General features: G+C 67.0%; 29 protein-coding genes and 2 tRNA genes. 15 read left to right on the top strand and 16 right to left on the bottom strand.

Going from position 1 to position 25,651, the window contains the following annotated elements; all coding sequences use genetic code 11:
- Window positions 1-14: 14 nt before the first annotated feature.
- The 4 genes from D8S75_RS07450 (at window position 15) to D8S75_RS07440 (ending at window position 2,168) form a co-directional block, all read left to right on the top strand.
- Window positions 15-323, top strand: coding sequence for a hypothetical protein (locus D8S75_RS07450; RefSeq protein WP_119965518.1), 309 nt, complete (start codon window positions 15-17; stop codon window positions 321-323).
- Between the two features lie 120 nt (window positions 324-443).
- Window positions 444-956, top strand: a complete 513-nt coding sequence (locus tag D8S75_RS17400; RefSeq protein ID WP_157982602.1) for a hypothetical protein — start codon at window positions 444-446, stop codon at window positions 954-956.
- A gap of 10 nt (window positions 957-966) precedes the next feature.
- Window positions 967-1,191, top strand: coding sequence for a DUF4224 domain-containing protein (locus D8S75_RS17395; RefSeq protein WP_157982601.1), 225 nt, complete (start codon window positions 967-969; stop codon window positions 1,189-1,191).
- Complete coding sequence (locus D8S75_RS07440; protein WP_119965514.1) at window positions 1,191-2,168, top strand: tyrosine-type recombinase/integrase; 978 nt, start codon at window positions 1,191-1,193, stop codon at window positions 2,166-2,168. Before D8S75_RS17395 ends, D8S75_RS07440 begins: the two co-directional genes overlap by 1 nt.
- Here the strand turns inward: D8S75_RS07440 and D8S75_RS07435 are convergent.
- The 4 genes from D8S75_RS07435 to D8S75_RS17925 form a co-directional block, all read right to left on the bottom strand.
- Complete coding sequence (locus D8S75_RS07435; RefSeq protein ID WP_119965512.1) at window positions 2,128-2,868, bottom strand: NYN domain-containing protein; 741 nt, start codon at window positions 2,866-2,868, stop codon at window positions 2,128-2,130. The genes D8S75_RS07440 and D8S75_RS07435 overlap by 41 nt on opposite strands.
- Window positions 2,869-3,066: 198 nt before the next feature.
- Window positions 3,067-3,143, bottom strand: a tRNA-Ile gene (locus D8S75_RS07430).
- 46 nt (window positions 3,144-3,189) lie between these two features.
- A complete protein-coding gene (hrcA, locus tag D8S75_RS07425; RefSeq protein WP_119965511.1) occupies window positions 3,190-4,194 on the bottom strand; it encodes a heat-inducible transcriptional repressor HrcA in 1,005 nt (334 codons plus the stop codon).
- 45 nt (window positions 4,195-4,239) lie between these two features.
- Window positions 4,240-4,584, bottom strand: coding sequence for an HNH endonuclease (locus tag D8S75_RS17925; RefSeq protein ID WP_119965509.1), 345 nt, complete (start codon window positions 4,582-4,584; stop codon window positions 4,240-4,242).
- Between the two features lie 211 nt (window positions 4,585-4,795).
- Here D8S75_RS17925 and D8S75_RS07415 point away from each other — a divergent pair, with 211 nt between their 5' ends.
- The 3 genes from D8S75_RS07415 to rapZ are packed head-to-tail and all read left to right on the top strand — an operon-like array spanning window position 4,796 to window position 8,229.
- Window positions 4,796-5,692 carry an NAD kinase gene (locus D8S75_RS07415; RefSeq protein WP_119965507.1) on the top strand — a complete coding sequence of 299 codons (897 nt, stop codon included), beginning with the start codon at window positions 4,796-4,798 and terminating at the stop codon, window positions 5,690-5,692.
- A gap of 2 nt (window positions 5,693-5,694) precedes the next feature.
- Entirely contained in the window at window positions 5,695-7,362 is a 1,668-nt protein-coding gene (gene recN, locus D8S75_RS07410) for a DNA repair protein RecN (RefSeq protein WP_119965506.1), read from the top strand.
- Window positions 7,363-7,365: 3 nt separating this feature from the next.
- Window positions 7,366-8,229 carry an RNase adapter RapZ gene (gene rapZ / locus D8S75_RS07405; RefSeq protein WP_119965504.1) on the top strand — a complete coding sequence of 288 codons (864 nt, stop codon included), beginning with the start codon at window positions 7,366-7,368 and terminating at the stop codon, window positions 8,227-8,229.
- A gap of 115 nt (window positions 8,230-8,344) precedes the next feature.
- Here the strand turns inward: rapZ and mutY are convergent, their stop codons facing one another.
- From mutY to mutM, 3 genes are all read right to left on the bottom strand, one after another.
- Window positions 8,345-9,397, bottom strand: a complete 1,053-nt coding sequence (gene mutY / locus D8S75_RS07400; RefSeq protein ID WP_119965502.1) for an A/G-specific adenine glycosylase — start codon at window positions 9,395-9,397, stop codon at window positions 8,345-8,347.
- Window positions 9,394-11,358, bottom strand: a complete 1,965-nt coding sequence (locus D8S75_RS07395; protein WP_119965501.1) for a dynamin family protein — start codon at window positions 11,356-11,358, stop codon at window positions 9,394-9,396. The genes mutY and D8S75_RS07395 overlap by 4 nt, the downstream gene beginning before the upstream one ends.
- A 106-nt stretch (window positions 11,359-11,464) precedes the next feature.
- Window positions 11,465-12,280, bottom strand: coding sequence for a bifunctional DNA-formamidopyrimidine glycosylase/DNA-(apurinic or apyrimidinic site) lyase (mutM, locus tag D8S75_RS07390; RefSeq protein ID WP_119965499.1), 816 nt, complete (start codon window positions 12,278-12,280; stop codon window positions 11,465-11,467).
- Between the two features lie 29 nt (window positions 12,281-12,309).
- Between mutM and D8S75_RS07385 the strand changes: the two genes are divergently transcribed.
- The 7 genes from D8S75_RS07385 to pth all read left to right on the top strand — a co-directional run bounded on the left by D8S75_RS07385 (window position 12,310) and on the right by pth (window position 18,062).
- A complete protein-coding gene (locus D8S75_RS07385; RefSeq protein ID WP_119965497.1) occupies window positions 12,310-14,100 on the top strand; it encodes a tetratricopeptide repeat protein in 1,791 nt (596 codons plus the stop codon).
- A gap of 14 nt (window positions 14,101-14,114) precedes the next feature.
- Window positions 14,115-14,639, top strand: a complete 525-nt coding sequence (locus D8S75_RS07380) for a lipoprotein insertase outer membrane protein LolB (RefSeq protein ID WP_232828960.1) — start codon at window positions 14,115-14,117, stop codon at window positions 14,637-14,639.
- An 11-nt stretch (window positions 14,640-14,650) separates the two neighbouring features.
- The gene (ispE, locus tag D8S75_RS07375; protein ID WP_119965494.1) at window positions 14,651-15,523 is read left to right on the top strand and encodes a 4-(cytidine 5'-diphospho)-2-C-methyl-D-erythritol kinase; all 873 of its coding nucleotides are present in this window, start codon (window positions 14,651-14,653) and stop codon (window positions 15,521-15,523) included.
- A 16-nt stretch (window positions 15,524-15,539) separates the two neighbouring features.
- Window positions 15,540-15,616, top strand: a tRNA-Gln gene (locus tag D8S75_RS07370).
- Between the two features lie 45 nt (window positions 15,617-15,661).
- Window positions 15,662-16,636, top strand: coding sequence for a ribose-phosphate pyrophosphokinase (locus D8S75_RS07365; protein WP_119965493.1), 975 nt, complete (start codon window positions 15,662-15,664; stop codon window positions 16,634-16,636).
- A gap of 91 nt (window positions 16,637-16,727) precedes the next feature.
- Window positions 16,728-17,354 carry a 50S ribosomal protein L25/general stress protein Ctc gene (locus D8S75_RS07360; RefSeq protein WP_119965492.1) on the top strand — a complete coding sequence of 209 codons (627 nt, stop codon included), beginning with the start codon at window positions 16,728-16,730 and terminating at the stop codon, window positions 17,352-17,354.
- A gap of 96 nt (window positions 17,355-17,450) precedes the next feature.
- Window positions 17,451-18,062 (top strand): aminoacyl-tRNA hydrolase, encoded by a 612-nt coding sequence (gene pth, locus D8S75_RS07355; protein WP_119965490.1) that lies wholly within the window; start codon window positions 17,451-17,453, stop codon window positions 18,060-18,062.
- Window positions 18,063-18,127: 65 nt separating this feature from the next.
- On the opposite strand, the gene D8S75_RS07350 is transcribed toward pth, so the two are convergent.
- Window positions 18,128-18,385 carry a YfhL family 4Fe-4S dicluster ferredoxin gene (locus D8S75_RS07350; protein ID WP_119965488.1) on the bottom strand — a complete coding sequence of 86 codons (258 nt, stop codon included), beginning with the start codon at window positions 18,383-18,385 and terminating at the stop codon, window positions 18,128-18,130.
- Between the two features lie 141 nt (window positions 18,386-18,526).
- Between D8S75_RS07350 and D8S75_RS07345 the strand changes: the two genes are divergently transcribed.
- Entirely contained in the window at window positions 18,527-19,939 is a 1,413-nt protein-coding gene (locus D8S75_RS07345) for an amidase (protein ID WP_119965486.1), read from the top strand.
- On the opposite strand, the gene D8S75_RS07340 is transcribed toward D8S75_RS07345, so the two are convergent.
- From D8S75_RS07340 to folE, 8 genes are all read right to left on the bottom strand, one after another.
- Window positions 19,940-20,620, bottom strand: coding sequence for a histidine phosphatase family protein (locus tag D8S75_RS07340; RefSeq protein ID WP_119965484.1), 681 nt, complete (start codon window positions 20,618-20,620; stop codon window positions 19,940-19,942).
- Window positions 20,621-20,715: 95 nt separating this feature from the next.
- Window positions 20,716-21,357, bottom strand: a complete 642-nt coding sequence (locus D8S75_RS07335) for a LysE family translocator (RefSeq protein ID WP_119965482.1) — start codon at window positions 21,355-21,357, stop codon at window positions 20,716-20,718.
- A 58-nt stretch (window positions 21,358-21,415) separates the two neighbouring features.
- Window positions 21,416-21,631 carry a hypothetical protein gene (locus tag D8S75_RS07330; RefSeq protein WP_232828958.1) on the bottom strand — a complete coding sequence of 72 codons (216 nt, stop codon included), beginning with the start codon at window positions 21,629-21,631 and terminating at the stop codon, window positions 21,416-21,418.
- On the bottom strand, window positions 21,628-22,617 hold the full coding sequence (locus D8S75_RS07325) for an alpha/beta hydrolase (RefSeq protein ID WP_232828956.1): 990 nt from the start codon (window positions 22,615-22,617) through the stop codon (window positions 21,628-21,630). Before D8S75_RS07325 ends, D8S75_RS07330 begins: the two co-directional genes overlap by 4 nt.
- 82 nt (window positions 22,618-22,699) lie before the next feature.
- The gene (locus tag D8S75_RS07320; protein ID WP_119965478.1) at window positions 22,700-23,536 is read right to left on the bottom strand and encodes a DUF429 domain-containing protein; all 837 of its coding nucleotides are present in this window, start codon (window positions 23,534-23,536) and stop codon (window positions 22,700-22,702) included.
- 4 nt (window positions 23,537-23,540) lie between these two features.
- Window positions 23,541-24,422 carry a DMT family transporter gene (locus D8S75_RS07315; RefSeq protein WP_119965475.1) on the bottom strand — a complete coding sequence of 294 codons (882 nt, stop codon included), beginning with the start codon at window positions 24,420-24,422 and terminating at the stop codon, window positions 23,541-23,543.
- Window positions 24,423-24,476: 54 nt separating this feature from the next.
- Window positions 24,477-24,899, bottom strand: coding sequence for a BLUF domain-containing protein (locus D8S75_RS07310; RefSeq protein ID WP_119965474.1), 423 nt, complete (start codon window positions 24,897-24,899; stop codon window positions 24,477-24,479).
- A 2-nt stretch (window positions 24,900-24,901) separates the two neighbouring features.
- Complete coding sequence (gene folE, locus D8S75_RS07305; RefSeq protein ID WP_119965472.1) at window positions 24,902-25,627, bottom strand: GTP cyclohydrolase I; 726 nt, start codon at window positions 25,625-25,627, stop codon at window positions 24,902-24,904.
- Window positions 25,628-25,651: the final 24 nt, after the last annotated feature.

The raw sequence follows: 25,651 nt of genomic DNA, 5'->3' as shown, positions 1-25,651 counted from the left end.
TCGAAAGAAAAATCATGAGCGAAACAGTCCTGATCCTGCGCGCATCCAAGTGGGAAATGACCGACGAAAAGACCGGCGAAGTCCGCAAGGGATGCACGGTGCACTACATCAACGATTACCAGGTCGAAACAGCCTCTGCCGTGGGCGATGCCCCGATGAAGGTCCAAGCCACCGACGACGTGTTCCACGAGGTCAAGAAGTTCAAGGCTCCCGGTATCTACGAGATCAACACCCGGACGAAACCAGGGAAGGAAGGACAGGCCACCGTGGTCATGACACAGGCCACGTTCAAGCGGGCATTCGTCCTGGCGCAAGAGGCATAAAAAAAGCGCTCACGTGCTGCAACACCTGAGCGCCCACCGAACCGCAAAACCCAATCCGCGAACCGGCCCAGGCAGCTTACCGCATGTAGGCCGCCTGCGGCCTCTGAAACGAGGCCCATCATGTACTTTCACGCTCCCCGCGACATCTATGGTTCCGAGTGCTTCCGCCTGTTCATGGCCGAGCTTGGAGGCCCCAAGGCAGTACACCGATACCTTGGAGTGACCGAGCGCACCGTGTACCACTGGCTCGCAACGGGCCGCGCCCCGCGTGCCGCTGTCCTCGCGCTCTTCTGGGAGTCGAAATATGGACGCTCGCACATCTACACCGACCAGGTGAACGAAATCCGCCTGCTGTACCGCCAGGTGTGCCTACTGCGCGAGCAGTTCCAGCGCGCGAAAGAAGTCGTCACGGGCCTGCGCGCCCTGAATGCAGGATCGGCCAACGAACCGCTTTTCGAGGAACTGCCCGACTTCGGCCCACTGCTGGAACCGAGCTTCGGCACGGGTATTCCGCTGCCCCTGCCGACCGCCCAGGCACCCGAGGAAATGGCTACCGGCACGATGCATGCATCCCCGCGCGCACGCGAAGCCATGCAGGCTTTCGAGCGCAACCGCCAGGCCCCGAGGGCATAAGAGCTTCACCATGGAATCGCCCCTGTTTCTCAGCACCGACGAACTTGAGACCCTCACAGGCTTCAAGACGCCCGCACGCCAGGTGGGATGGCTGCGTACCAAGGGCTGGCGCTTCGAGATCAACGGCAACCGCCGGCCCATCGTCGCGCGCAAATACGCCGAGAAGATGCTTGGCTGTGGTGTGCCCGAGGAACGGGGCTACCGGCCCAATTTCGGCGCTTTGCAGGGGGCGTAATGGGGCGACGTCGGCAGTCCAACTTTGACGACCCTCCGCGCTTCCACCGGAAGGGCAATGTCTGGTATCACGTCAGCGGCACCCTGCCCCGCATCTGGACCAAGCTGTCCAACGACCGCGCCGAAGCGCTGCGCCTCTGGGCTCAACGTGAGGGAGTGAAGGAAGACGACTCGACCCGCCTGTTTTCGGTGATCGCCCGGCGCTACGTGCGCGAGATTTTCCCGACCAAGGGCGTGCAGACCAGGCGCGACAACGAAAAGGAACTCGCCAACCTGCTGCGCGTGTTCGGGCACATGCCCATCGACGCCATCGCGCCCATGCACATCCGCGAGTACCTCGACATTCGCGGCCAGGTGGCCAAGGTGCGAGCCAACCGCGAGAAGGCCCTGTTCTCGCACGTCTTCAACAAGGCCCGCGAGTGGGGCTACACCGCCGCCCAGAACCCATGCCAGGGCGTGAAGGGCTTCAAGGAAACAGGCCGCTCACGCTACGTGACCGATGAGGAATTCGAGCGCGTAAAGGCCCATGCCCACTACACCGTAGCCGACGCCATGGACGTGGCCTTGCTCACCGGCCAACGGCCCGCCGACGTGCTCAAGATTCAGCGCTCAGACATTCGGGATGGCGCGCTGTGGATCGTGCAGAACAAGACCGGGGCACGCCTGGGGATCGAGGTCACCGGCGAGCTGGCGGCCGTCATCGACAGGATCAACCAGCGGCCTCGCAAAGCCATCAGCGCGTACCTGATCCAAGATGAGAACGGCCAGCCTTTGAGCCAATTCGCCTTGCGCTCACGCTTCGACAAGGCCCGCGCGCTGGCGAAGGTGGACTTTCAGTTTCGGGACATTCGGGCGAAGGCGGCCACCGATACCGGCGACTTGGCGCACTCCCAAAAGCTGCTGGCGCACAAGAATCGGGGGATGACGGAGCACTACGTCAAACAGAGGCAGGGAGATCGCGTTCGCCCCCTCCGTTAAGAGCTCCATTGGTATCGGAAGACTCCACACGCTTCTTAGGTTTTGCGCATGTCGAGCGAAGGCCATCAATGTGCTCATTCAAGCCTGCTGGTATCGATTGCCACATTGGATCCAAGACGAAGTCAACACCTTCACGTCGAGCAAGTTTCGCTGCAGGAACGAAGTCAGCATCTCCCGCAATAAGGACAATCTGATCTACCTGCTTTTTCAAAGCCAGTGAGGAGATGTCGATGCCTATTCGCATATCTACGCCTTTTTGCCTCGCATTTGGAACGACATCGTCATCTCGCAAATCCTCCCAACAACGCCGCTTCTTGAGTAGGTCTTGAATCACTTGAGGCTTGATCGTCCACGGCGTATCGCTAGCAAGGTGTCCCAAGCGCAAGGCCACCTTCCGCTTGTCGCGCAACAGATCATGCAAAGCCAGTCGGAACTGCGCCTCAGGAGACTTTGCAAAATCAACGGCCCGTTGTGTGATCGGGTTGTGAAGCTTCTTGTCCAACGGTGGACAGTCGTAGAAGAAGATCCTGTACAGATCTCTACGCTTGGGAATCGGCTTTTGCCCTGGCTCGCTGAGATGGGCAATTGCACATCGAAAAGCGAACTCTGCGGCACGTGTTGCGTTGTAGGCATTGTGCGGCTCGATGGTCCGAAATCTCTTCACGAAATAGGCACCATCGATCAGGATCGCAGTAGGCATGCATTCCCTCCCAGATACAAAAACGCCCTAGGGTTCGGCTCGTCCGAGATGATTGGACGGCTTACTGCCAAGGGCGGGATGGGCGAATTTTAGCATTTGCTAAACCTTTTTGTCAGAAGGTTTAGTAACTTTGTAGAAATCTCATCGCATTTGTAGAAACGCCTCAGGACCCGTTCGGGTGCTGAGGCGCATAAACACTGGTAGGGCGTGGCGGACTTGAACCGACGACCAAAGGATTATGAGTCCTCTGCTCTAACCAACTGAGCTAACGCCCCAATGCCGACGCAGCAACAGGCGGGGCAACCCGCTTATTGTAGGGGCTTACTTGTGGTGGCTCAGCGCGTTCGAGACCAGGCGGGAGGTGATGTCGACGATCTGGATCATCCGCTCGTAGGGCATGCGCATGGGGCCAATCACGCCCAGCGTGCCTACCACCTGGCCATCCACTTCGTATGGCGCGCTCACCACTGAAAGTTCTTCGAAGGGGACCACCTGGCTTTCCCCACCGATGAAGATGCGCACGCCTTCGGCCTGGCTGGAGACATCGAGCAGGCGCAGGATCTGTGTCTTCTGTTCGAACAGGTCGAACGCGCGCCGAAGGTTGCCCATGTCCTTGGAAAAATCGCTCACGGACAGCAGATTGCGCTCGCCCGAGATCACCACTTCCTCCTGGGCCTGGCTGAGGACCTCCGAACTCACGTTCACGGCGGCCCGCATCAATGCGGCAATTTCGCCCTGCAGGGTTTCGACTTCCGTCTTGATCCGCGCGCGCACCTGCTCCATCGCCATGCCGGCATAGTGGGTGTTGAGGAAGTTCGCGGTTTCGATCAGTTGCGACTGGGTGAAATCGTTCTCGGCAAAGATCACCCGGTTCTGCACGTCGCCGTCGGGCGAAACGATGATGACCAGGAAGCGGCGTTCCGACAGACGCAGGAACTCGATGTGGCGGAACACCGAGGTCCGCCGCGGCGCCATGACCACGCCCACGAACTGCGACAGGTTCGACAGCAGTTGCGCCGCATTGGCGATCACCTTCTGGGGCTGCTCGGGCGCCAGCGCCTGCGAGGTGATCTGCCCGCGCTGCACGGTGAGCATGGTGTCCACGAACAGCCGATAGCCCTTGGCGGTGGGAATGCGGCCAGCAGACGTGTGCGGGCTGGCGATGAGCCCCAGCTCCTCCAGGTCCGCCATGACATTGCGGATGGTGGCCGGCGAGAGATCCAGCCCGGAGGCGCGCGACAGCGTGCGCGACCCGACCGGCTGCCCGTCTTCGATATAGCGCTCGACCAGCGCTTTGAGCAACAACTTGGCACGATCATCGAGCATGCAATGATTTTACGGTTGTAAGGTTGGTCATGCGCAAACTCTTGTTCAGCGGCCAGCCGCAGCCCGTCGCTGTGTCGGCCACTTGCCGACCGCGACTGCCTGCCGCACCTTCTGGCGATACCTACTCGGCGCAATCCCGTCGAAGCTAGAGTGCCTGGCTTCGTTGCAGTGTCGACACGCAGCAACAACATTGGCAGGTATGTCAGCACCACCGTCCTTACGGGCCTGAAGATGCTCTGCAGTACAAGATCTGGGATGAGGAATAGTCACACCACCCCCTAGGTGAAATTTTGGCGACAACAGCTTGCAGCCGCAATACCAGCAACGACCTTGCTGCGACAGGTATGCAGATTGACGAAGGTGAGAAAGTTTGAACACAGGTAACTCCATATGCGATATGGTTCCTGTGCCATTTCAAGAGACACGCGGAACCCAGCAGTGTGGTTCCCGTGCCCCAACTCTTAGTTGAGACTCACGGCAGCAGACCGGATCTAATCAGGTCAGCGACCAGCGGCTTTGCCGTTCTCCTGGTCACGCTCAGCTAGGAGCGCCCGCACCAGTTTAGCCCACCATCAGCCACATTTAATGATGTAATTTCGCCATGACACCGCACTTCCGCCATGTGGCACTGATCGGCAAGTACCAGCACCCGGTTTCTGGGTCGGCGGCCACGGGCTCCCAGCACGTACTTGAAGACATCGCACGGTTCCTGCAGGCCCAGGGCTGCAAGGTTTCCCTGGAAGCCCAGACCGCTTCCACGACGGGGCTGACGCAGTACGAGGCATTGGACGCGGACGCCATTGGCGAGCGCTGCGACCTCGGCCTGGTGGTCGGGGGAGACGGCACGATGCTGAGCATCGGCCGGCGCCTGGCGCCGCACGGCACGCCGCTCATCGGCATCAACCAGGGGCGCCTGGGCTTCGTCACCGACATCCCGCTCGAAAACTACCAGGCCACCCTCACGCCCATGCTCCATGGCGAATTCGAGGAAGACCACCGGCCCCTGATGCACGCCCGCGTGGTGCGCGAAGGGCAGGTCGTCTTCGATGCCTTCGCCATGAACGATGTCGTGGTGAACCGCGGCGCCACCTCGGGCATGGTGGAGCTGCGCGTCGAGGTGGACGGCCATTTCGTCGCCAACCAGCGCGCCGACGGCCTCATCATCGCCTCGCCCACCGGATCGACGGCCTATGCGCTGTCGGCCGGCGGGCCCATGATGCACCCGTCGATTCCGGGCTGGGTGCTGGTGCCGATCGCGCCGCACACGCTATCTAACCGGCCCATCGTGCTGGCCGACATCGCCGAGATCGCCATCGAACTCGTGAACGGCCGCGACGCCAGCGCCAATTTCGACATGCAGTCGCTCGCCTCCCTGCTGCATGGCGACCGCATCCTGGTGCGCCGCGCGGAATACTGCGTGCGCTTCCTCCACCCGCGCGGATGGAACTATTTCGACACGCTGCGCAAGAAGCTGCGCTGGAACGAGGGAGGGTCCTGACCATGGCGCTCAAACGCATTGCACTGCGTGACTTCGTCATCGTGCAGGCGCTAGAGCTCGACCTGGGCTCCGGCTTCACCGCGCTGACGGGCGAAACCGGCGCGGGCAAGTCCATCCTCATCGAGGCGGTGCAGCTGGTGCTGGGCGCGCGGGCCGACGCGGGCGTCGTGCGCGAGGGCGCGCAGCGGGCGGACATCAGCGCCGAATTCGACTGCCCGGGCTACCTGCTGGCCTGGCTGGACGAGGCGGGTTTCGAGCAGGACGACAACCTGCTCCTGCGCCGCACGGTGGACGCGCAGGGCAAGAGCCGTGCATGGATCAACGGCACCCCGGCCACCGCCACGCAGTTGCGCAGCCTGGGCGAGCACCTGCTCGACATCCATGGCCAGCATGCCTGGCAGAGCCTGATGCGCCAGGACGCGGTGCGCGCCCTGCTGGACGCCTATGCCGGCACGTCCGCCGCGCCAGTCCACGCCTGCTGGACCCAGTGGCGCGCCGCCCGGGACAAGGTGGCGCACGCGCAGGCCGCGCAGGAAACGCTGCAGCGCGAACGCGAGCGCCTGCAGTGGCAGATCGCAGAGCTGGACAAGCTGGCCCCTGCGGAGGATGAATGGGAGACCCTCAACGCCCAGCACACCCGCCTGAGCCATGCCCAGTCGCTGCTGGAGGCGGCGCAGGCCGCCATCGCCATCCTGGACGATGAAGACGCCAGCGCGCGCACGGGGCTGGCCCGCGCGCAGGATCTGCTGGAGGCGCAGGAGCACCTGGAACCGGCTTTCCGAAGCCTGGCCGACACCCTGGCCTCCAGCCTGGCCCAGGCCGACGAGGCCGTGCGCGGATTGCACGCCTACCTGCGCCATGCAGACCTCGACCCGGAGCGCCTGGCGGAACTCGATGCACGCGTATCGCTCTGGATCGCCCTGGCCCGTCGCTACAAGCGCGCACCCGCCGAACTGCCGGCCCTGCTGTGCTCCTGGAAGGACGAGCTGCAGCGGCTAGACGCCGCCACCGATCTCACCGCGCTGCAGGACGCCGAGCGCCAGCATGCCAAGGCCTACCAGAATGCGGCCCGCGCGCTCTCCCAGGCGCGCACGCGCGCCGCGCCCCGGCTTTCGCAGGCCATCACCACCGCCATGCAGGAACTGGGCATGGCGGGCGGGCAGTTCGTGGCGGCGGTCGAGCAGGCCGCCGAGGCCGGCGCCGATGGCATCGACGACGTCCACTTCCTCGTGGCGGGCCACCCCGGCATGACGCCACGGCCCATCGGCAAGGTGGCCTCGGGTGGCGAACTCTCGCGCATTTCGCTGGCCATCGCTGTGGCCACGAGCGCGCTGGGCACGGCCGGCACCCTGATCTTCGACGAGGTGGATGCCGGCGTGGGCGGCACCGTGGCCGCCAGCGTGGGCCGGCTGATGCACCAGCTCGGCCGCGACCGCCAGGTGCTGGCCGTCACGCACCTGCCCCAGGTGGCCGCCTGCGCGGACCACCACCTGGTCGTCTCCAAGACCCGCGGCGATGCCACCACCTCCAGCACCGTGGCGGTGGTGGGCGGCGAGGCCCGCGTGGAGGAAGTCGCGCGCATGCTCGGCGGCGAGCGCATCTCGGCCAACACGCGGGCCCATGCGCGCGAGATGCTCGGCGCGCAGACCGGCGCGGCGCAGGGAGCCTGATCCATGGAACTGGAAATCGTCCTCATCACCGGCATGTCGGGCTCCGGCAAGTCGGTGGCCCTGCGCGCGCTGGAGGATGCCAGCTACTACTGCGTGGACAACCTGCCGCCGGAACTGCTGGTCTCCTTCGTGGAGCTGGAGCACCGCCACCATGGCAACCGCCTGGCCATCGCCATGGACGTGCGCAGCGCCACGTCCCTGCCCCAGGTGCCGCAACGCCTGGCGGAACTGCGCCGCCAGGGCTGCACCGTGCATTCGCTGTTTCTCGACGCCACAACGGACACCCTGGTGCGCCGCTTCTCGGAAACGCGCCGACGCCACCCCCTGTTCCATGGCGAACACAGCCAGGGACAGCGCGCTCTGGTACAGGTCATCGAACTGGAGCGCGAGCTGCTGGCCGAACTGCGCGAGCAGGCGCATGTGATCGACACCAGCAACATCCGCGCGTCGCAATTGCAGGGCTACGTCAAGAGCCTGATCTCGTCAACGACCGACCAGCTCTCGCTCGTGTTCCAGTCGTTCGCCTTCAAGCGCGGCATCCCGGTGGACGCCGACTTCGTCTTCGACGTGCGCATGCTCCCCAACCCGCACTACGAGGCCGATCTGCGCGACCTCACCGGGCTGGACCAGCCGGTGGTGGATTTCCTGGCCCAGCAGCCCGATGTGGCGCTCATGCGCAGCCACATTGAAAGTTTTCTGGCCCACTGGCTCCAGGCCATGGCACAGAACCACCGCAGCTATGTCACCGTGGCCATTGGCTGCACGGGCGGCCAGCACCGCTCCGTGTACCTCGTGGAACGGCTGACGGAAACCTTCAGCGGCCAATGGCCCACGCAACGCCGCCACCGCGAACTCGACAGCCGCTGAGACCCGCAAAAACTCCTGATTCGATAGCTGGCAGCGCTTTACTGGAAAGGCCTGGAGGCCAATTTGGTTTGAAATCCGAAAGGCCAAGGCTCCTGGCGCGGCCCGCGCCGCGCCATCAGGCGATTTCGGACAGCAGCTTGCGCACCGGCGCCGGGAGGCCCAGCGCGTCCCATTGCCCCCGCCCGTACCAGCCCGCGCTGCCGTCGTCCGGCCCGCCGCCGTCGCCCGCCCGCACCCGCACCGGATGCAGATGCAGGTCCCGGTGCGTCAGGACATGCAGAAAAGATGGCATCTCATCGGTCACGATGGCGCCCTCCTGGAAGACCGGGTCGGCCAGCAGGGCCTCGCGCCCGGTGAACACGGGCGGGCAGTGCAGCCCCGCCCAGATGCCGCGCGCCGGCCGCCGCTGCAGCCACACGCGCCCCGCCGGGTCGCACAGCACCAGCAGCCACCACGACTCCGCGCGGCGCACCAGCTTGCGCGTCTTGACCGGATAGGCCTCCGGCGTGCCCTGCGCCAGCGCCACGCACCGCGCCTGCAGCGGGCATTGCCCGCACAGTGGCCGGCGCGGCAGGCAGACCATCGCGCCCAGATCCATCAGGCCCTGGGTGTAGCGCGGCATGGTGTGCGCCAGGTCGTCCTGCGGCAGCAGGGCCTGGGCATGGTCCCAGAGCTGGCGCTCGTTGCGCGCCACCGCCAGGTCCTCGCCAAAGCCGAGCAGCCGGGTCAGGACCCGGCGGACGTTGGCGTCCAGAATGGGCGAACGCTCGCCAAAGCAGAAGGCCGCGATGGCGCCCGCGGTGGACCGGCCAATGCCCGGCAGCGTGGCCAGGACCTCGGCCGATGCCGGAAACGCGCCGCCGTGCTGCGCCACCACCTGCTGGGCGCAGCGGTGCAGGTTGCGCGCCCGGCTGTAATAGCCCAGGCCGCTCCACAGCGCCAGCACATCGTCCGGCGAGGCCACGGCCAGCGCCTGGACATCGGGGAAACGCGCCAGGAAGCGTGGGTAGTAGTCCAGCACGGTGCCGACCTGGGTTTGCTGGAGCATGATTTCCGACAGCCAGACGCGGTAGGGGTCGCGTGTCTGCTGCCAGGGCAGGTGGCTGCGCCCGTGCGCCTGCTGCCAGCGCGTCACCAGCGCGGCGATCTCCGGGTCCATGGCAGTCATGCCGGGGAAAAGATGTCGAGGTGCTCGCTGTCGACCGTTTCTTCCGACAGGCTCGCCAGCTGCCCGGTGAGCTGCTGCAGGCGGTTGTCCAGGCGCTGGAGCGCGTCCTCGCCTTCCGCGATCTCGGCGATGCGTTCCTCCAGGCCGCTGGCGGCCTGCTGGATGCGGTCGACCGCCTCGATGCGCCGCGAGAAACTGCGCTTGCGTTCACGCAACTGGGCGTCGAGCTGGGCCGTGGCCGACTTGCTCCACAGCTCCAGGTCGTTCGCGGCCGACTCGAACACCGCCCGCAGCCGCATGGACAGCGCACGGCCCAGACGCTCGGCAAACTCGGGCTGGACCAGCTTGAGCGCGTTACCCACGCTGAGGTACTGCATGTGGCCCTGCTCGATGCCTTCGAGCTCCAGCACGAAAGGTTCGATCTGCGGCACGGCCGGCACCTGCAAGGAAAAGCCGAACTCCGCGTTCAACTGGCGGAAGGTGCCTTCGAGCATGGCGTGGATTTCCGTGGCCGAGGCCTGGGCCATGTCCAGCGTGGAGCGCAGCACCTTGAACGTGTCGGCGTACTGCTTGCGCACACCCAGCTTGAGGCCCTTTTGCTGCAGGGCGCCAATCAGGTCGGCGAGCTGCTCTTTCAGGGCCTTGGTCCCGAGCTGCTGGAACACGTCGCGCAGCAGCTTCAGGTGGACCGCGCGCACCGCGTGGATCTTGGTGGCGCTGCGGTCGAACTCCTGCTGCTCCTGCTCGATCCGATGGCGCATCGAGGCGATGACCGAGGCATTCTTGCCGCGCAGGCTGCGCAACTCCAGCATCTGTTCATCGAGATCGCGGCGGCGGATGTTCAGCACCCGCGAGGTCTCGGTACGCAGGCCGGCGATGCCCGTGCCGATGGCCGCGCGCAGAATGGCCTGACGCCGGCCCATGATGCCCTTGGCCAGGGCTTGCTCCAGCGCGGGCAGGCCACTGGATTCGAGCAGGACGTCATCGCACGCGATCTTGGCCACCAGGCCCTTCTGCGCGGAGACAGGGACCACCTGGTCCAGGCGCACGCCCAGCATCTCGGCCGAGGTTTGGCACTGGCGATCGAGCTGGTCCTGGATCTGCTGGGGGGAATTGAGCGTGTCCCACAGGGTGTCGATCTTGTTGAGAACCACCAGCCGCGCCTCGGTGCTGTCCTGCGTGGTGGCCAGGTGCTCGCGCCAGATGGCGAGGTCCGAGCGCGTGACGCCCGTGTCCGCCCCCAGGATGAAAACCACCGCATGCGCCTGCGGGATCAGGTTCACCGTCAACTCGGGTTCGGCGCCCACGGCGTTGAGACCTGGGGTATCGAGGATCACCAACCCCTGCTTGAGCAGCGGGTGCGGCATGTTGATGAGGGCGTGGCGCCACATCGGCACCTCCACCAGGCCCTGCGCGTCCTGGGAAGGGTTTTCCTCGGGCAGCTCATCGTGCCAGAAGCCCATGGCCCGGGCATCCTCCACGCTGACGCGGCGCACCTGCGAGACCATCTCGATCGCCTTGGCGATCTGGCCAGCGTCGTGGATGTCCAGGGGCACATCCGTCCAGCGCTCGGGCTTGAGCCGCCATTCCGCCAGGCTCAGCACCTGCAGGCGGGTTTCGATGGGCAACAGCCGCAGGCTCGGCGGGACCGCTGCGTCGTAGCCCAGTTCGGTCGGGCACATCGTCGTGCGCCCGGCGCTGGCGGGCATGATGCGGCGGCCATAATCGGCAAAGAAGATCGCGTTGATCAGTTCGGATTTGCCCCGGGAGAACTCGGCCACGAAGGCCACCATCACCTTGTCGGTGCGCACCTGGTCCTCCAGGCGCTGCAGGCGCTCCTGGACCGCAGCATCCATGAGCTCATGGGTCGTCATCCATTCGCCCAACTGCTTCAGTTGCCGGGCAAATTCACGCCGCCACGCCCCGTGCTGCTCAAACTGCTCGTTGAATGATGGTCCCACTTTGCTCCCGGAGTTCTATGGACGGCCTGCCCGCAGCCAAGCACAAAATATAGCATCGCGGACCCGAAACACGGCGCCCAGCGCCCTCCGGCGTGGTTTGGATGCCTCAAGCCCGCTGGCAGCGCGGACAAAAATAGCTGCTGCGCTGCCCCTGCCGCACCATGCGCACCGCTGTGCCGCAAGTATGACAGGGCTCGCCCTCCCGGCCATAGACACGCGCCTCCTGCTGGAAATGGCCCACGCTGCCATCGGCGCTGGAGAAATCGCGCAAGGTACTGCCCCCGCGCTCCACGGCCCGCGCCAGCACCTGCTGGATCGCCGCGTGCAGCCGGCGCGCCCGGACCGGGCCAATGCGCGCGGCCGCCGTGGTCGGCCGGATGCCCGCCAGGAACAGCGCCTCGGATGCATAGATGTTTCCAACCCCCACCACCAGCCGGCCCGCCAGCAGCACCTGCTTGACCGGCGCCCGGCTGGCCCGCAGCCCGGCCTGGAAATCATCCACCCGGAAGTCGCCGGACAAGGGCTCCACACCCAACCCGTCCAGCAACCGTCGCGCCACTGGATCGTCCAGGCCGGATACATGCACCACCGCGCCGAAGCGCCGCGGATCGTGCAGGCGCAGCACGCCCTGGGTCGTCACCAGGTCGAAATGGTCGTGGGGACCCAATGGCCCAGGCTCGCGCTGAAAGGCCAGGCTGCCGGACATCCCCAGGTGCACCAGCAGGATGCCCCGGTCCAGATCGAGCAGCAGGTATTTGCCGCGCCGGCGAACGCCCGCCACCACCCTGCCCACCAGCGCCGCAGGCTCGCAGCCCAGCGGCCAGCGCAACGGCTTGCCCAGGGCGGCCGCGAGCACGCGCGCGCCGGTGATGGCTGGCGCAAAGCTGCGGCGAGTCACCTCGACCTCGGGCAACTCAGGCATGGGCGAGACCCCGTATCCAGCTATCGTGCATGGATTATTATGGTCCGATGGTCCACATTCTTCGTTTCCTGGCGGCCACGCTCGCCACCGCGCTGGCGGCTGGCACCACGACCGCGTGGGCCCAAGCCACCCCAGGGCGCAACAGCCCCGCCAAGGCCAGTCCTGCATCCGTCTCCGCATCCGCATCGGCCGCCCTGCTGGACGCCACGCTCTTCTACGAGATCCTGATCGGCGAAATCCTGACCCGCAATGGCGACCCCGGCACGGGTCACACGCTCATGCTGGAGGCAGCCCGTCGCAGCAACGACGAACGCCTTTACCAGCGCGCCGCCGACATTGCCCTGCAATCGCGCTCCGGCGACGCGGCACTTGCCGCCGCGCAGGCCTGGAAGGAGGCCTGGCCCCGCTCGCGCGAGGCCAACCGGTATGTTCTCCAGATCCTGGTGGCGCTCAACCGCATCGAGGAAACGGCGACGCCACTGAGGCATGAGGTGGACAACACCCCAGCACCTGGCAAGGCATCGTCCTTGCTGGCGCTGCCGCAGCTGTACCGCCGCGCCTCGGACAAGGCCTTGGCCGCCACCGTTCTGGAAAAGGCCCTGGCCAACGAACTGGCGACCCCGGCTTTCGGCCCCTCCGCCTGGACTGCCGTGGGCCGCATGCGGCTGATGGCGGACAACAAACCCGGTGCGCTGGAAGCCGCCCAGCGCGGCCATGCCCTGGACCCGGCGAACGAAGGCCCGGCCGTGCTGGCCCTGGAGCTCATGGAAGGCGGACTGGCGCAGGCCGAACCGCTGCTGCAACGCTATCTGCAAGGCAAACCCACGCCTGAACTGCGCATGGCCTACGCGCGCCTGCTGCTGGAATTGCAGCGCTATGCCGAGGCGCACCAGCAACTGCAGGCAGTGACCACCGAAAAACCCGACATGGCGCAGGCCTGGCTGGTGCAAGCCGCGCTGCTGCTCCAGGACAACCACCTGGCACAGGCAGAGGCCTCGGTGCAGCGCTTCCTCGACCTGTCGAGCGCGCCCGCCGGCAACGAAGCCGCCCGCTCGGCCATGACGCAGGCCTACCTGATCTCGGCCCAAATCGCCGAAAGACGCGGCGACTATGCAGCCGCCGAGGCTTGGCTGGGCCGCATCGAGAACGAAAAGGATCTCTTCAGTACCCAGACTCGCCGCGCATCCCTGCTGGCGCGCCAGGGCAAGCTCAGCCATGCGCGCGCCCTGCTGCGCAGCATGCCAGCCGCCACGGAAGAAGCCCGCCGGATGAACATGATGGCGGAAGTGCAACTGCTGCGCGAGGCGCGGGAGTACCGCGAGGCCTACACCCTGCAGGAGCAAGTGGTCGCACTGGCGCCGCAGGACGATGACCTGGTGTACGAGCTGGCCATGCTGGCCGACAAGCTCAAAGACCACAAGGCCATGGAACGCCTGCTGCGCCAGATCATCGAGCGCAAGCCCGGCTACCACCATGCCTACAACGCGCTCGGCTATTCCTTCGCCGAACGCGGCGTGCGCCTGGCCGAGGCCAAGGAACTCGTGAAGAAGGCCCTGAGCCACGCACCGAACGACCCCTTCATCACCGACAGCCTGGCCTGGGTGGAATTCCGCATGGGCAACCTGGAAGTGGCGCGCGGCCTGCTGGAGGACGCCTTCAAGATCCGCCCGCACGCGGAGATCGCGGCCCACCTGGGCGAGGTGCTCTGGGCCATGGGCGACAAGGACCGGGCCCGCAGCATCTGGAAGCAAGGCGCGCAAATCAACGCGGAAGACGATACGCTGCGCGAAACCCTCCAGCGCTTCGGCGTCAAGCCCTGATGCCCCCAAGCCCCATGCCACGCCTGCCGGGCGCATGGAACCCCGCCGCCATGGCGCGCGCCATGCTGCCATGGCTGTTTCTCATGCTGGCGCCATGGGCGTTGTGGGGTTGCGCGCAGCCCCAGCGCACCACGCCCCCCCAGGCCCACCACTGGAGCGGCAGGCTGGCCCTGCAGGTCGAAGGCGAAGCCGCCCGGTCGTTCTCGGCGGGTTTCGAACTCCAGGGTGACACAACCCGGGGCGAGCTGACCCTCTACACACCGCTGGGCAGCGTGCTGGCCCGCCTGCAATGGCAGCCTGGCCACGCGTCACTGCAGTTTGGCAACACCATGCAGACCGCTCCGTCGCTCGATGGCCTGCTGCTGCAGGCCACGGGCACGCCGATCCCGGTGGCGGCGCTTTTCGACTGGCTTTCCGGCCAACACACCAGCGCCGAAGGCTGGCAGGCCGACCTGGGCTCGCTCGACCAGGGGCGGCTCGTGGCGCATCGCCACACTCCCGAACCGCGTGCCACGCTGCGCATCGCCCTTGACCGCTAACTCCCTGCGCCATGCAAGCCCTCTATGACGTTCCGGCTCCGGCCAAGCTGAACCTGTTCCTGCACATCACCGGCCGTCGGCCCGACGGCTACCACCTGCTGCAGTCGGTCTTCATGCTCATCGACTGGTGCGACACGCTGCACTTCGCGCTGCGCACCGACGGCCAAGTCAGCCGCGAGGACCTGGGCGCCCCGCTGCCCGACGACGACCTGTGCCTGCGCGCGGCCCGCGCGCTGCAAGAGGCCACGGGCTGCACGCTGGGCGCGCACATCGGCGTGCTCAAGCGCATTCCCGCGCAGGCCGGCATGGGCGGAGGCTCTTCGGATGCCGCCACGGTGCTGCTGGCGCTCAACCGCCTATGGGGACTGGGGCTGAGCGTGCAGCAGCTGCAGCACATCGCGGTGCGCCTGGGCGCCGACGTGCCCTTCTTCCTGTGCGGCCACAACGCCTGGGTGGAGGGCATCGGCGAAATCATCCACCCCCTCACCGGCACGCAGCAGTTGCCCAAGGCACGCTTCGCGGTGGTCAAACCCGAGGCCGGATTGGACACCCGCGAAATTTTTTCGTCGCCCGCTTTGAAGCGCGATTCAGATAGTGCTACAATCTTAGGCTTTGCTGCAACACACTATGACTTCGGTCAGAATGATTTGCAGAGCGTCGCACAAACCCTGTGCCCCGAAGTAAAAAAAGCTATCGATTGGCTCAAAACGCTCGGATTACATGGCAGAATGACGGGCTCTGGAAGTGCAGTGTTTGCGCAAATGCCGCATGCGGTGGATCTCGGCGGTGCTCCAGGCACCTGGCAGGTCAAGGCATGCGAAAATCTGGCGCAACATCCTCTGGCAGGATGGGCAAAAGATGAGAGTTTCGGCCAGGTGCCATAAGGCATCCGGCCCGTGTAGGGGAGTCGCCAAGCTGGTTAAGGCACCGGATTTTGATTCCGGCATGCAAAGGTTCGAATCCTTTCTCCCCTGCCAAATCTTCTCGCGTACAGGCATTAATTTCAGACCGCTGGGACGCTCATGCAAGCCAACCACCCCGACTTCATGGTTTTCACCGGTAATGCCAATCCTGGCATGGCGGCTGAAATTGCGCAGTACCTGGGCATCACGCTCGGCGCCGCCCACGTGGGCCGCTTCTCCGACGGGGAAGTGACTGTCGAAATCAACCAAAACGTGCGTGCCCGCGATGTGTTCGTGGTGCAGTCCACCTGCGCGCCGACCAACGACAACCTGATGGAACTGCTGATCATGGTCGACGCGCTCAAGCGCGCCTCGGCCGAACGCATCAGCGCCGTCATCCCCTATTTCGGCTATGCCCGCCAGGACCGTCGCCCGCGTTCCACGCGCGTGCCGATCACGGCCAAGGTGGTCGCCAACATGCTGCAGGCCGTGGGCGTGGCCCGCGTCCTGACCATGGACCTGCATGCCGACCAGATCCAGGGTTTCTTCGATATCCCCGTCGACAACATCTACGCCTCCCCCGTGCTGCTGGGCGACCTGACGCAGAAGAAGTACGACGACCTGATCGTCGTCTCGCCCGACGTCGGCGGCGTGGTGCGCGCCCGTGCGCTGGCCAAGCAGCTCGGCTGCGACCTGGCCATCATCGACAAGCGCCGCCCCAAGGCCAATGTGTCCGAAGTGATGCACGTCATCGGCGAGATCGAAGGCCGCAACTGCGTCATCATGGACGACATGATCGACACCGCCGGCACGCTGGTGAAGGCGGCCGAGGTGCTCAAGGAGCGCGGCGCCAAGAAGGTCTACGCCTACTGCACGCACCCGATCTTCTCGGGCCCGGCCATCGAGCGCATCGCCAAGGGCACGGCCCTCGACGAAGTGGTCGTGACCAACACCATCCCCTTGAGCGACGCCGCACGCGGCTGCGCCAAGATCCGCCAGCTCTCCGTGGCGCCGCTGATCGCCGAGACGATCCAGCGCATCGCCCGCGGCGACTCGGTGATGAGTTTGTTCGCCGATCAGGACAACCTGTTCTGAGTTGGGACAAAAAGCCGGACGCTCCTTGTGGGCGCCCTTTTACTGAAACGAAAGTGACACTGGTCGCGGTGCACTTTTCACGGAGAATCCTATGAATTTCGTCGCTTTTGAGCGCGCCAAGCAAGGTACGGGTGCGAGCCGCCGTCTGCGCAATTCGGGCCGCACGCCCGGCATCGTCTACGGTGGCACCACCGAACCCCAGGCCATCGAACTGGACCACAACGCTCTGTGGCACGCCCTGAAGAAGGAAGCCTTCCACTCCAGCGTGCTGGACATGGAAATCAACGGCCAGACCAGCAAGGTCGTGCTGCGCGACGTGCAGTACCACCCCTACAAGCAGATGGTCCAGCACATCGACTTCCAGCGCGTGGACGCCAAGACCAAGCTGCACATGAAGGTGCCGGTGCACTACAGCGGCGCTGAAGAATCCTCCGCCGTCAAGGTCGACAAGTGCATGGTCACCCCCATCGTGACCGAACTGGACGTGACCTGCATGCCTTCCGACCTGCCCGAGTTCATCGCCGTGGACCTGAGCGGCCTGAAGAAGGGTGTTTCGCTGCACCTGAAGGACGTCAAGCTGCCCAAGGGCGTGAGCGCCGTGACCCGTGGTGCGCAAAACAACCCCGCCCTGGTGTCCGTGGTGGCCCCGGTTGTCGAAGTCGAGGCCCCTGCCGCCGACGCCGCACCCGCCAAGGGCAAGGGCAAGGGCAAGAAGTAATTCTTCCCGGCCTGGCAGCCCGCTTGCGGCCGCCTAGCTTTCAACGGCCCACCAGCGCGTGGGCCGTTTGCTTTTCCGCTACGGATAATCGCCCGCATGATCAAACTGTTTGTTGGCCTGGGCAACCCCGGGTCCGAGTACGAAGCCACCCGTCACAACGCCGGTTTCTGGTGGATCGACGCGCTGGCGCGCGAACTCAAGGTGCATCTGCAGCCCGAGCGCGGCTACTGGGGTCTGGCCGCGCGCGCCACGGTGCACGGCCAGCACGTCTGGTTGCTGGAGCCACAGACCTTCATGAACCTCTCGGGTAAATCGGTGGCCGCGCTGGCGCGTTTCTTCAAGATCGCGCCCAACGAAATCCTGGTGGCGCACGACGAACTCGACATCGCGCCGGGCCAGGCCAAGCTCAAGCGCGGTGGTGGCCATGCCGGGCACAACGGCCTGCGCGACATCCATGCCCAACTGGGCTCGCCGGACTATTGGCGCCTGCGCATCGGCATCGGCCATCCGGGCGACCGTGCGGAAGTCGCCAACTGGGTGCTCAAGAAACCCGCGCCCGACCAGCGCGTGCTGATCGAGGACAGCATCGCCCACAGCCTCAAGGCCTGGCCCGCCCTGCTCGCTGGCGACATGGACAAGGCCACGCTGCTGGTGCACACCACCAAGCCGCCCCGGCCCAAGCCGCCACGGCCCGAAACCACCCCCTAAGCGCTATATTTTCAATAGCTACTAGCGCTTATTCCGCAATGCTTCAAGCGCATTTGTAGCCAAAATCAGACACGCACGGCAGCCTGCAGGCGCTCGAACTTTTGCCACAGTGTCTCGCGGCTCTCCACATGGTTGGGGTCGACCGGGATGCACGACACCGGGCAAACCTGCATGCACTGGGGCTCGTCGAAATGCCCCACGCACTCGGTGCACTTGGCGGGGTCGATCTCATAGATCTTCTCGCCCAGATAGATGGCCTGGTTCGGGCATTCGGGTTCGCAAACATCACAGTTGATGCATTCGTCGGTGATCATCAATGCCATCGCAAGCTCCACAGGGTCCAGGGACCCGCTCCGGCCGGGCTCCGCAACCCCGATTATCCCGCGCCGCCAGAACCCACCTCGGCCAGTAGGGTGGTTTTGCCGCTATGCTGCGGCGGACCCGACTGACGAGACGCCCTGCCGATGCACGCACCCACCGCCCTGCACGACCTGCCCGCCCACGCCCTGCTCCAGGCCTACCGCCAGCGCACGCTCTCGCCCGTGGAGGTGACGCAGGCGGTGCTGGCGCACGTGGACCGCTGGGAACCCCACCTGCACGCCACCTGGCTGCTGCGCCCCGAAGCCGCGCTGGCCCAGGCCCGCGCCGCCGAGGCCCGCTGGCTGCGCGGCGCGCCGCAGGGCCTGCTCGACGGCGTGCCCTGCACGCTCAAGGACAACATCGCCACGCGTGGCGACCCGACCCCCCTGGGCACGGCCGCCGTGGAGCTGTTCCCCGCGCCCGACGACGCGCCCCCGGCGGCGCGCCTGCGCGAAGCCGGCGCCGTGCTGGTGGCCAAGACCACCATGCCCGACTACGGCATGCTGTCCTCGGGGCTGTCGAGCTTCCACGCGCTGGCGCGCAACCCCTGGGACCTGACCAAGGGGCCCGGCGGCTCCAGCGCGGGCGCCGGCGCTGCGGCGGCGGCCGGCTACGGCCCGCTGCACGTGGGCACCGACATTGGCGGCTCGCTGCGCCTGCCGGCAAGCTGGTGCGGCATCTTCACGCTCAAGCCCAGCCTGGGCCGCATTCCCATCGACCCGCCCTACACCGGCCGCGCCGCCGGCCCGATGACGCGCTCCGTGCACGACGCCGCGCTGATGATGGCGGTGCTGAGCCAGCCCGACGCGCGCGACAGCATGTCGCTGCCGCCGCAGGCCATCGACTGGCAGGATGTCGAGCGTGGCCCGGACCATGTGCGCGGCCTGCGCATCGGCCTGCTGCTGGACGCCGGCTGCGGCCTGCCCGTGGACCCCGAGGTGCGCAGCGCCATCGAACAGGCCGCCGCGCTGCTCGCAAGCGCTGGCGCCCACGTCGCTCCCCTGCGCCCCTTCCTGACGCGGGAGATGCTCGACGGCATGGACCATTTCTGGCGCATGCGCTCGCACCTCGACATGGCCAGCCTGCCGCCCGAACGCAAGGCCCGCGTGCTGCCCTTCATCCGCGAATGGGCCGACAGCGTGGCCCACATGGGCGGCGCCGCGCTGTTCCACGCCAGCCAGCAGTTCCATGCGACCCGCGTGGCCACGGTGCGTGCCTGCGCCGCGTTCGACTACGTCATCTCTCCGGTGGCGCCCATCCCGGCCTTCGCCGCCGAGCTGCCGTCGCCCACCAACGACCCGCTGCGCCCGCTGGAGCACATCGCCTTCACCGTGCCGTTCAACATGTCGGAGCAGCCGGCCGCCTCGGTGAACTGCGGGTACACGGCGGGGGGCCTGCCCATCGGGCTGCAGATCGCCGGGCCACGCTTCGACGACCTGGGCGTGCTGCGCGTGGCGCGTGCCTTCGAGCACCTGCGCGGGCCGCAACGCCCCTGGCCCGAACCGCCCGGAGCCTGATCAGGCAGCGCTGGCGACGGCCAAGCGCTTCTGGTCGTACACCGGCTGCGCCGGCAAGCCGTCGAGGTGCAGGGTGTCGGCCCAGTGCAGGATGTCGATGGCATCGCCGCGCAGGCGCACGCGGTTGAGCGCGGCGTTGGGAATGTCGCTTTGGCGCGGCCCGTCGAGGCCCAGGCCCCGGGCCGTGCGCCACACCATGTCGAGCACGCCGCCATGCGTCACCACCACCACGGTGCGCCCCACATGCTGCTGCGCCAGGCGGTGCAGCGCCGCCATGGCACGCGCGTGGAACTGGCGCGTGGTCTCGCCGCCAGGCATGCCAGAATCGGCCTGAAAGCGCAGCCAGCCAGCCCAGGCGTCCGGGTGCCGGGCCTTGATGTCCTGCACGCGCATGCCATCGACCACGCCGAAATGCTGCTCGCGCAGGCCGGGGTCGGTGAGTTCGTCCATGCGCAGCCCCGGCAGCAGGGCGTCGAGCAGCGGCTGCGCCGTCTGCCGGGTGCGTTCCAGATCGCTGCTCGCCAGGTGGTCGGGCGCCACGCCCTCGCTCCGCAGGCGCTGCGCGAGCCGGCGTGCCTGCTCATGTCCGGTGGCGTTGAGCGGCACATCCACCTGGCCCTGGAAGCGCAGCTCACGGTTCCAGTCGGTCTCGCCATGGCGGATGAGGATGAATTCGGTCATGGCGAAAGGGTAGGCCGCACCGCACGGCATTTGAATGAAATTCGCCTCAAGCGCCCGTCCATCAAGCGCCAGAAGCTACTGTTTTAATAGCAATATCAGCGATCCACCGTCGCCAAGCGCACCGCCAGGCCCAGGAACACCAGGCCGGCGATCCGGTTGAGCACGGTCTGCGCGCGGGCCGAGCGCTGCAAGAGCGTGCCGAACACGCCCGAGAAGCAGGCGATGGCGCCGAACATCAACAGCGTGGCAACCATGAAAACAATGCCCAGCACCATGAGCTGCGGCGCCACGCTACCCAGCGCCGGATCGGCGAACTGCGGCAGGAAGGCCAGGAAGAACACCAGCACCTTGGGGTTGGTGAGGTTCATCACCATGCCGCGCCCCACCATGCGCCAGGGGCTGGGCGCGCTGCCGGCGGGCGTGGCGGGTGCTTGCTCGGACACCACCTCAGGGCGCGCACGCAGGGCCTGCCAGGCCAGATAGGCCAGGTAGGCCGCGCCGCAGAACTTGAGCACCGTAAAGGCCACGGCCGATGCAGCAAACACGGCCGCCAGCCCCAGCGCCACGGCGGCGGTGTGCACCAAGATGCCCGAACACAGGCCTACCACCACCGCCAGGCCGGCGCGCCAGCCGCGCTGGGCCGACTGCAGCAGCACGAAAATGTTGTCGGGCCCGGGGGTAAGGGCCAGGATGACGGCGACGCCGAAGAAGGCGACCAGGGTTTCCAAAGTGGGCATGGCGGGTCCGTGGGGAAGAAGAAAGTGCGCAGCTATTGTGCCTTGCGGCCCGAAGGCCCTAGCGCATGGGCACGATGAGCACGCGCCGCTTGGGCTGGCACAGAGGGCCTTCGTAGGGCCCGCCGTCACGCTCCCAGCCCGGGCCGGGCGAGACCTGGGCGCAGACACGGTGGCCGTCGATCTTGCTGCGCCAGTGGTACCAGGGCGCAGGCGCGGCCCAGGCCACGCCTGCGCACAGCGCCAGGCCGGCCAGCAGGACGCGGGCGGCGCTCACGGCGTGCTCCAGCCCGGCAGCGAGCGCAGGAAGGCGTCGACCGCGCCGGTGTAGGCGCCGGGCAGGCCGAGCTGCTCGTTCACCTCGCCATGCGACAGATGCTGCGGCAGCACCTCAACGCGCACGCCCAGCGCCTTTGCATGCTGGGCGAAAGCGCGCGCCTGCTCGCACGGCGTGCGCCGCTGGCTGGAGCACACCACCTGCAGCGGCGCCGCGCCGGCGCGCAGCTGGTGCTGCGGCGAGACACTGCGCCAGAAGGCCGGGTCGCTGCCGAAGGCCTGGTCGAACAACGGCGCATGGCGCGCCTGCATGGTTTGCACCACGTCCATGGCGCCGCTGTCGAGCACCACCGTGCCCAGAACCGGCCGGGCGCCCGCAGCGCGCAGGCGCTCGGCGTCGCCCGCCACCAGCGCCACGAGATGCGCGCCCGCCGAATGGCCCATGAGCACGAAACGCCGCGAGTCCGCCCCCCACGACGGCGCCTGCTGCTGCGCCTGGGCCAGGGCATGGGCCACGTCGCGGGCCTGAACGTCGGGCGGCGCATCGGGCAGCAGGCGGTAGTTGACCGACACCAGCACCACGCCTTGCTCCAGCCAGTGCGCCGCCTTGTTTTGCACCAGCCGGCCATGGGCCTTGTCGCCCCGCCGCCAGCCGCCGCCGTGCACCAGCAGCAGCACCGGCGCCCGCTGGGCCTGTGCAGGCAGGTAGACATCCATGCGCTGGCGCGGGTCGCTGCCATAGGCCACGTCGCGCAGCAGGCGCACGCCAGGCGGCAGCGCCACGCCGCGGGCGGGGCCGGGGCCGGGGCGCACATCCTCCAGCCCCTCCACGGCCCCGTCGTCGGGCGCGGCGGCCCGCTCGGCGGCGCGCTGTTGCAGGCGCTCGCGCAGCGGCCCGGCCTCAGCCGTGGGCGGCAGCCCGGCCAGCGCCAGCAGGCCCACGGCAAGCGCGATCCACCAGGGCTGGGTCATCGGGGGACGGGTCATGGCACGGCTCCGGGGCAGGCAGCCCGACAGTGGGCTGGGCCATTGTGCGAAGCCCGCATGAACGGCGTGCCGCACAGATGTGTCAAGCCGTGACAATCCAGCCCTCCAGCGGATCGAGCGCGCGCGGCAAGCCGTAGAGCGCATCGCCCTCCGCATGGCGCGCAGCGGCCCAGGCCGCCTGCAACAGGCACAGCACGGCGTCGAGCCGGTCACCCCGCGCATCGTCCACCAGCGTGTCGCGCTGCGCATGGCTGAGCTGCAGGCGCAGGCCCAGGCGCGTCTGGCCGAGTTCCAGCGCGGTGACGAGGTCCTTGCGCGCAATCAGGCGCTCGGCCGTCTGCTGCGCGCGCTCATCGCTCTTGTAGCTGCGCCGGCCCAGCACCTCGCGCGCCAGCAGGCCGGGGTAGGCCTCCAGCGCCACGCGGGCCGCATCGCCCGCATGCAGGCCCGGCAGGTGCACGCCGGCATCCAGCAGCAGAGGCAGGCCGGCGTGCAGCATGTAGGCCACGGGCGGGTTGACCCACTTCATGCTCGGGCTGGAGCCGGCCGGCCCGTCGGTGGCACGGTGCGCGAACTTGCCACCCACCGGGCGCGCGGCGCAGAAGGCGGCGAAGGTGTCGCGGATCTGCGCGCGCGTGAGCTGGCGGTAGTGCCGCATGCAATCAGCCCACGCCAGCGGCCAGCCGAGCTGCAGCACCAGTTCGCGCGGCAGGCCGAATGGCAGGTCGAAGCCGCCCACCCAATGGCCCGGCGCGGCGAGCCAGCGGCCCAGGGCATCGAGCGTCTCGAACGCTTCCAGCGAGCGCAGGCGCACGCGCGCGCCCGAGCGGTCGCCCAGCGCCATCACGATGGGCTTGCGGCGGCTGGGGCTGCTGGAGAAATCGACGCCCAACAGCAGGGGCGCGGTGCGCAGGGCCATGGCGCTACCCCAGCGCCAGCGCCGTGACGCCCAGCGCGATACACGCCGCACCGCACAGGCGCGCCACGCGGTCGCCCTCGCCCAGCAGATGGCCGCCGATCAGGGCGGCGAACAGCATGGAGACCTCGCGCGCGGGCGCCACGTGCGACAGCGGCGCCTCGCGCATGGCGAACAGCACCAGCACGTAGGCGATGGGGCTGACCACGGCCACCAGCAGCGCGAAGCGCCACTGCGCGCTCCAGAGCATGGCGGCGGTGGGCAGGTCGCGCAGCACCACCGGCGCCAGCAGCGCCACGCGCACGAAGTTGCCCATGTAGTCGATGAGGATGGGCGACATCAGCAGCACCTTGACGGCATAGCCATCGACCACCGTGTAGCTGGCGATGAAGGCGCCGGTGAGCACGCCGTAGGCGATGCCTTTGTGCACCCGCGCCCGCGCCGCCGGGTCGTGCGCGGCGCGCAGCAGGGCCGGCCCGCCCGCGATGAGGAACACGCCCCCCACCACGCCCGCGATGCCTAGCGCGCCCAGCGCCGAGATGCGCTCGCCCAGCAGCGTGATGGCCACCAGCGAGGACAGCAGCGGCCCCGTGCCGCGCGCCAGCGGGTAGACCACGGTGAGGTCGGCCTTGCGGTAGCCGCGCAGCAGCGTGACGTAGTACACCACGTGCAGCAGGCCGCTGGCCACGACGAAGCCCCACTCCATCGCGCCCCACAGCGGCACGGCCTCGCGCCCCAGCCACCAGCCCAGCGGCGCCCAGAACAGCATCATCAGCACCGAGGTGAAGAAGGCGAAGCGCGAGTCGCCCCCGGCCTTCTTGGCGGCGATGTTCCACACGGCATGGATCAGCCCGGCCAGGATGATGAGCGCGAAGGCGTTGAGGGACATGAGCGGAAAGGAAAAGGGCGCCGTGGCGGCGCCCTTGTGGCTGGCTGGCGCGCGTTACACGCGGCCGATGATGGAGGCGGTGGCCATGAGCTCTTCGAGCAGCGCGAACGACACCTTGCCCGACACGGCATACGGGTCGAGCTCGGGCTTCTCGGAGTACTTGAGCAGGATGGAGTGGTTGATCTTGTTGAGGTTGACCTGGCCCATGGTCCAGCCGCCGAAGCGCCGCTCGGAGATTTCCTCGAAGTGCAGCAGCTCCACATCCTTGTGGCGCGGGTCGCGCTGGATGTGGCCGTAGAGCTCGCTCACGGCCGAGCGCCCGCCCTCGATGGCCTGCAGAAAGACCCCGCCGCCGTAGCACAGCACGCCCGTGATGCCGCACACGGGGTTGTGCTGGCGCGACTGCGACAGGATGGCTTCGATGGCGGCGGGCGTGGTGTCCACCGCGCGGCTGGCATAGAGCAGGCGTACCAACATGGTCAGTTCTTTCCGGGGATGAGGGAGAGGAATTCGCGGCGCAGGGCGCTGTCCTTGAGGAACACGCCGCGCATCACGGAGTTGATCATCTTGCTGTCCATCTCGCGCACGCCGCGCCAGGACATGCAGAAGTGGCTGGCCTCCATGACCACGGCCAGGCCGTCGGGCTGGGTGTTCTCCATGATGAGGTCGGCAAGCTGCACCACGGCCTCTTCCTGGATCTGCGGACGGCCCATGATCCAGTCGACCAGGCGCGCGTACTTGGACAGGCCGATCACGTTGGTGTGCTCGTTGGGCATGATGCCGATCCAGATCTTGCCGATGACGGGGCAGAAGTGGTGGCTGCAGGCGCTGCGCACCGTCAGCGGCCCGACGATCATGAGTTCGTTGAGGTGCTCGGCGTTGGGGAATTCGGTGATCGGCGGCTGCTCGGCATAGCGGCCCTTGAACACCTCGTTGAGGTACATCTTGGCCACGCGGCGCGCGGTGCTGTGGGTGTTATGGTCGCCCTCGGTGTCGATCACCAGGCTGTCGAGCACGCCCTGCATCTTGGCCTCGACCTCGTCCAGCAGGCCTTCGAGCTCGCCGGGCTTAATGAACTCGGCGATGTTGTCGTTGGCGTTGAAGCGCTTGCGCGCGGCGACGATGCGCTCACGGATCTTCACGGAGACGGGAACGCCTTCGTCCACGGGCGCAGGGGTCATGTCGGAGCCGGTTTGTTGGGTCATGGCCGGATGGTACCAGCGATTGCC

Source organism: Simplicispira lacusdiani (genome assembly GCF_003604195.1).
Classification (GTDB): Bacteria; Pseudomonadota; Gammaproteobacteria; order Burkholderiales; family Burkholderiaceae_C; genus Simplicispira; species Simplicispira lacusdiani.
Note: the sequence above shows the minus strand (reverse complement) of the source record. Positions and strands in the feature narration are given on the sequence as shown.

Bases quoted from the DNA above. Each gene is read 5' to 3' on its own strand.
- D8S75_RS07450 (WP_119965518.1), top strand. From the start codon at position 15: ATGAGCGAAACAGTCCTGATCCTGCGCGCATCCAAGTGGGAAATGACC.
- D8S75_RS17400 (WP_157982602.1), top strand. From the start codon at position 444: ATGTACTTTCACGCTCCCCGCGACATCTATGGTTCCGAGTGCTTCCGC.
- D8S75_RS17395 (WP_157982601.1), top strand. From the start codon at position 967: ATGGAATCGCCCCTGTTTCTCAGCACCGACGAACTTGAGACCCTCACA.
- D8S75_RS07440 (WP_119965514.1), top strand. From the start codon at position 1,191: ATGGGGCGACGTCGGCAGTCCAACTTTGACGACCCTCCGCGCTTCCAC.
- D8S75_RS07435 (WP_119965512.1), bottom strand. From the start codon at position 2,868: ATGCCTACTGCGATCCTGATCGATGGTGCCTATTTCGTGAAGAGATTT.
- hrcA (WP_119965511.1), bottom strand. From the start codon at position 4,194: ATGCTCGATGATCGTGCCAAGTTGTTGCTCAAAGCGCTGGTCGAGCGC.
- D8S75_RS17925 (WP_119965509.1), bottom strand. From the start codon at position 4,584: ATGGAGTTACCTGTGTTCAAACTTTCTCACCTTCGTCAATCTGCATAC.
- D8S75_RS07415 (WP_119965507.1), top strand. From the start codon at position 4,796: ATGACACCGCACTTCCGCCATGTGGCACTGATCGGCAAGTACCAGCAC.
- recN (WP_119965506.1), top strand. From the start codon at position 5,695: ATGGCGCTCAAACGCATTGCACTGCGTGACTTCGTCATCGTGCAGGCG.
- rapZ (WP_119965504.1), top strand. From the start codon at position 7,366: ATGGAACTGGAAATCGTCCTCATCACCGGCATGTCGGGCTCCGGCAAG.
- mutY (WP_119965502.1), bottom strand. From the start codon at position 9,397: ATGACTGCCATGGACCCGGAGATCGCCGCGCTGGTGACGCGCTGGCAG.
- mutM (WP_119965499.1), bottom strand. From the start codon at position 12,280: ATGCCTGAGTTGCCCGAGGTCGAGGTGACTCGCCGCAGCTTTGCGCCA.
- D8S75_RS07385 (WP_119965497.1), top strand. From the start codon at position 12,310: ATGGATTATTATGGTCCGATGGTCCACATTCTTCGTTTCCTGGCGGCC.
- D8S75_RS07380 (WP_232828960.1), top strand. From the start codon at position 14,115: ATGCCACGCCTGCCGGGCGCATGGAACCCCGCCGCCATGGCGCGCGCC.
- ispE (WP_119965494.1), top strand. From the start codon at position 14,651: ATGCAAGCCCTCTATGACGTTCCGGCTCCGGCCAAGCTGAACCTGTTC.
- D8S75_RS07365 (WP_119965493.1), top strand. From the start codon at position 15,662: ATGCAAGCCAACCACCCCGACTTCATGGTTTTCACCGGTAATGCCAAT.
- D8S75_RS07360 (WP_119965492.1), top strand. From the start codon at position 16,728: ATGAATTTCGTCGCTTTTGAGCGCGCCAAGCAAGGTACGGGTGCGAGC.
- pth (WP_119965490.1), top strand. From the start codon at position 17,451: ATGATCAAACTGTTTGTTGGCCTGGGCAACCCCGGGTCCGAGTACGAA.
- D8S75_RS07350 (WP_119965488.1), bottom strand. From the start codon at position 18,385: ATGGCATTGATGATCACCGACGAATGCATCAACTGTGATGTTTGCGAA.
- D8S75_RS07345 (WP_119965486.1), top strand. From the start codon at position 18,527: ATGCACGCACCCACCGCCCTGCACGACCTGCCCGCCCACGCCCTGCTC.
- D8S75_RS07340 (WP_119965484.1), bottom strand. From the start codon at position 20,620: ATGACCGAATTCATCCTCATCCGCCATGGCGAGACCGACTGGAACCGT.
- D8S75_RS07335 (WP_119965482.1), bottom strand. From the start codon at position 21,357: ATGCCCACTTTGGAAACCCTGGTCGCCTTCTTCGGCGTCGCCGTCATC.
- D8S75_RS07325 (WP_232828956.1), bottom strand. From the start codon at position 22,617: ATGACCCGTCCCCCGATGACCCAGCCCTGGTGGATCGCGCTTGCCGTG.
- D8S75_RS07320 (WP_119965478.1), bottom strand. From the start codon at position 23,536: ATGGCCCTGCGCACCGCGCCCCTGCTGTTGGGCGTCGATTTCTCCAGC.
- D8S75_RS07315 (WP_119965475.1), bottom strand. From the start codon at position 24,422: ATGTCCCTCAACGCCTTCGCGCTCATCATCCTGGCCGGGCTGATCCAT.
- D8S75_RS07310 (WP_119965474.1), bottom strand. From the start codon at position 24,899: ATGTTGGTACGCCTGCTCTATGCCAGCCGCGCGGTGGACACCACGCCC.
- folE (WP_119965472.1), bottom strand. From the start codon at position 25,627: ATGACCCAACAAACCGGCTCCGACATGACCCCTGCGCCCGTGGACGAA.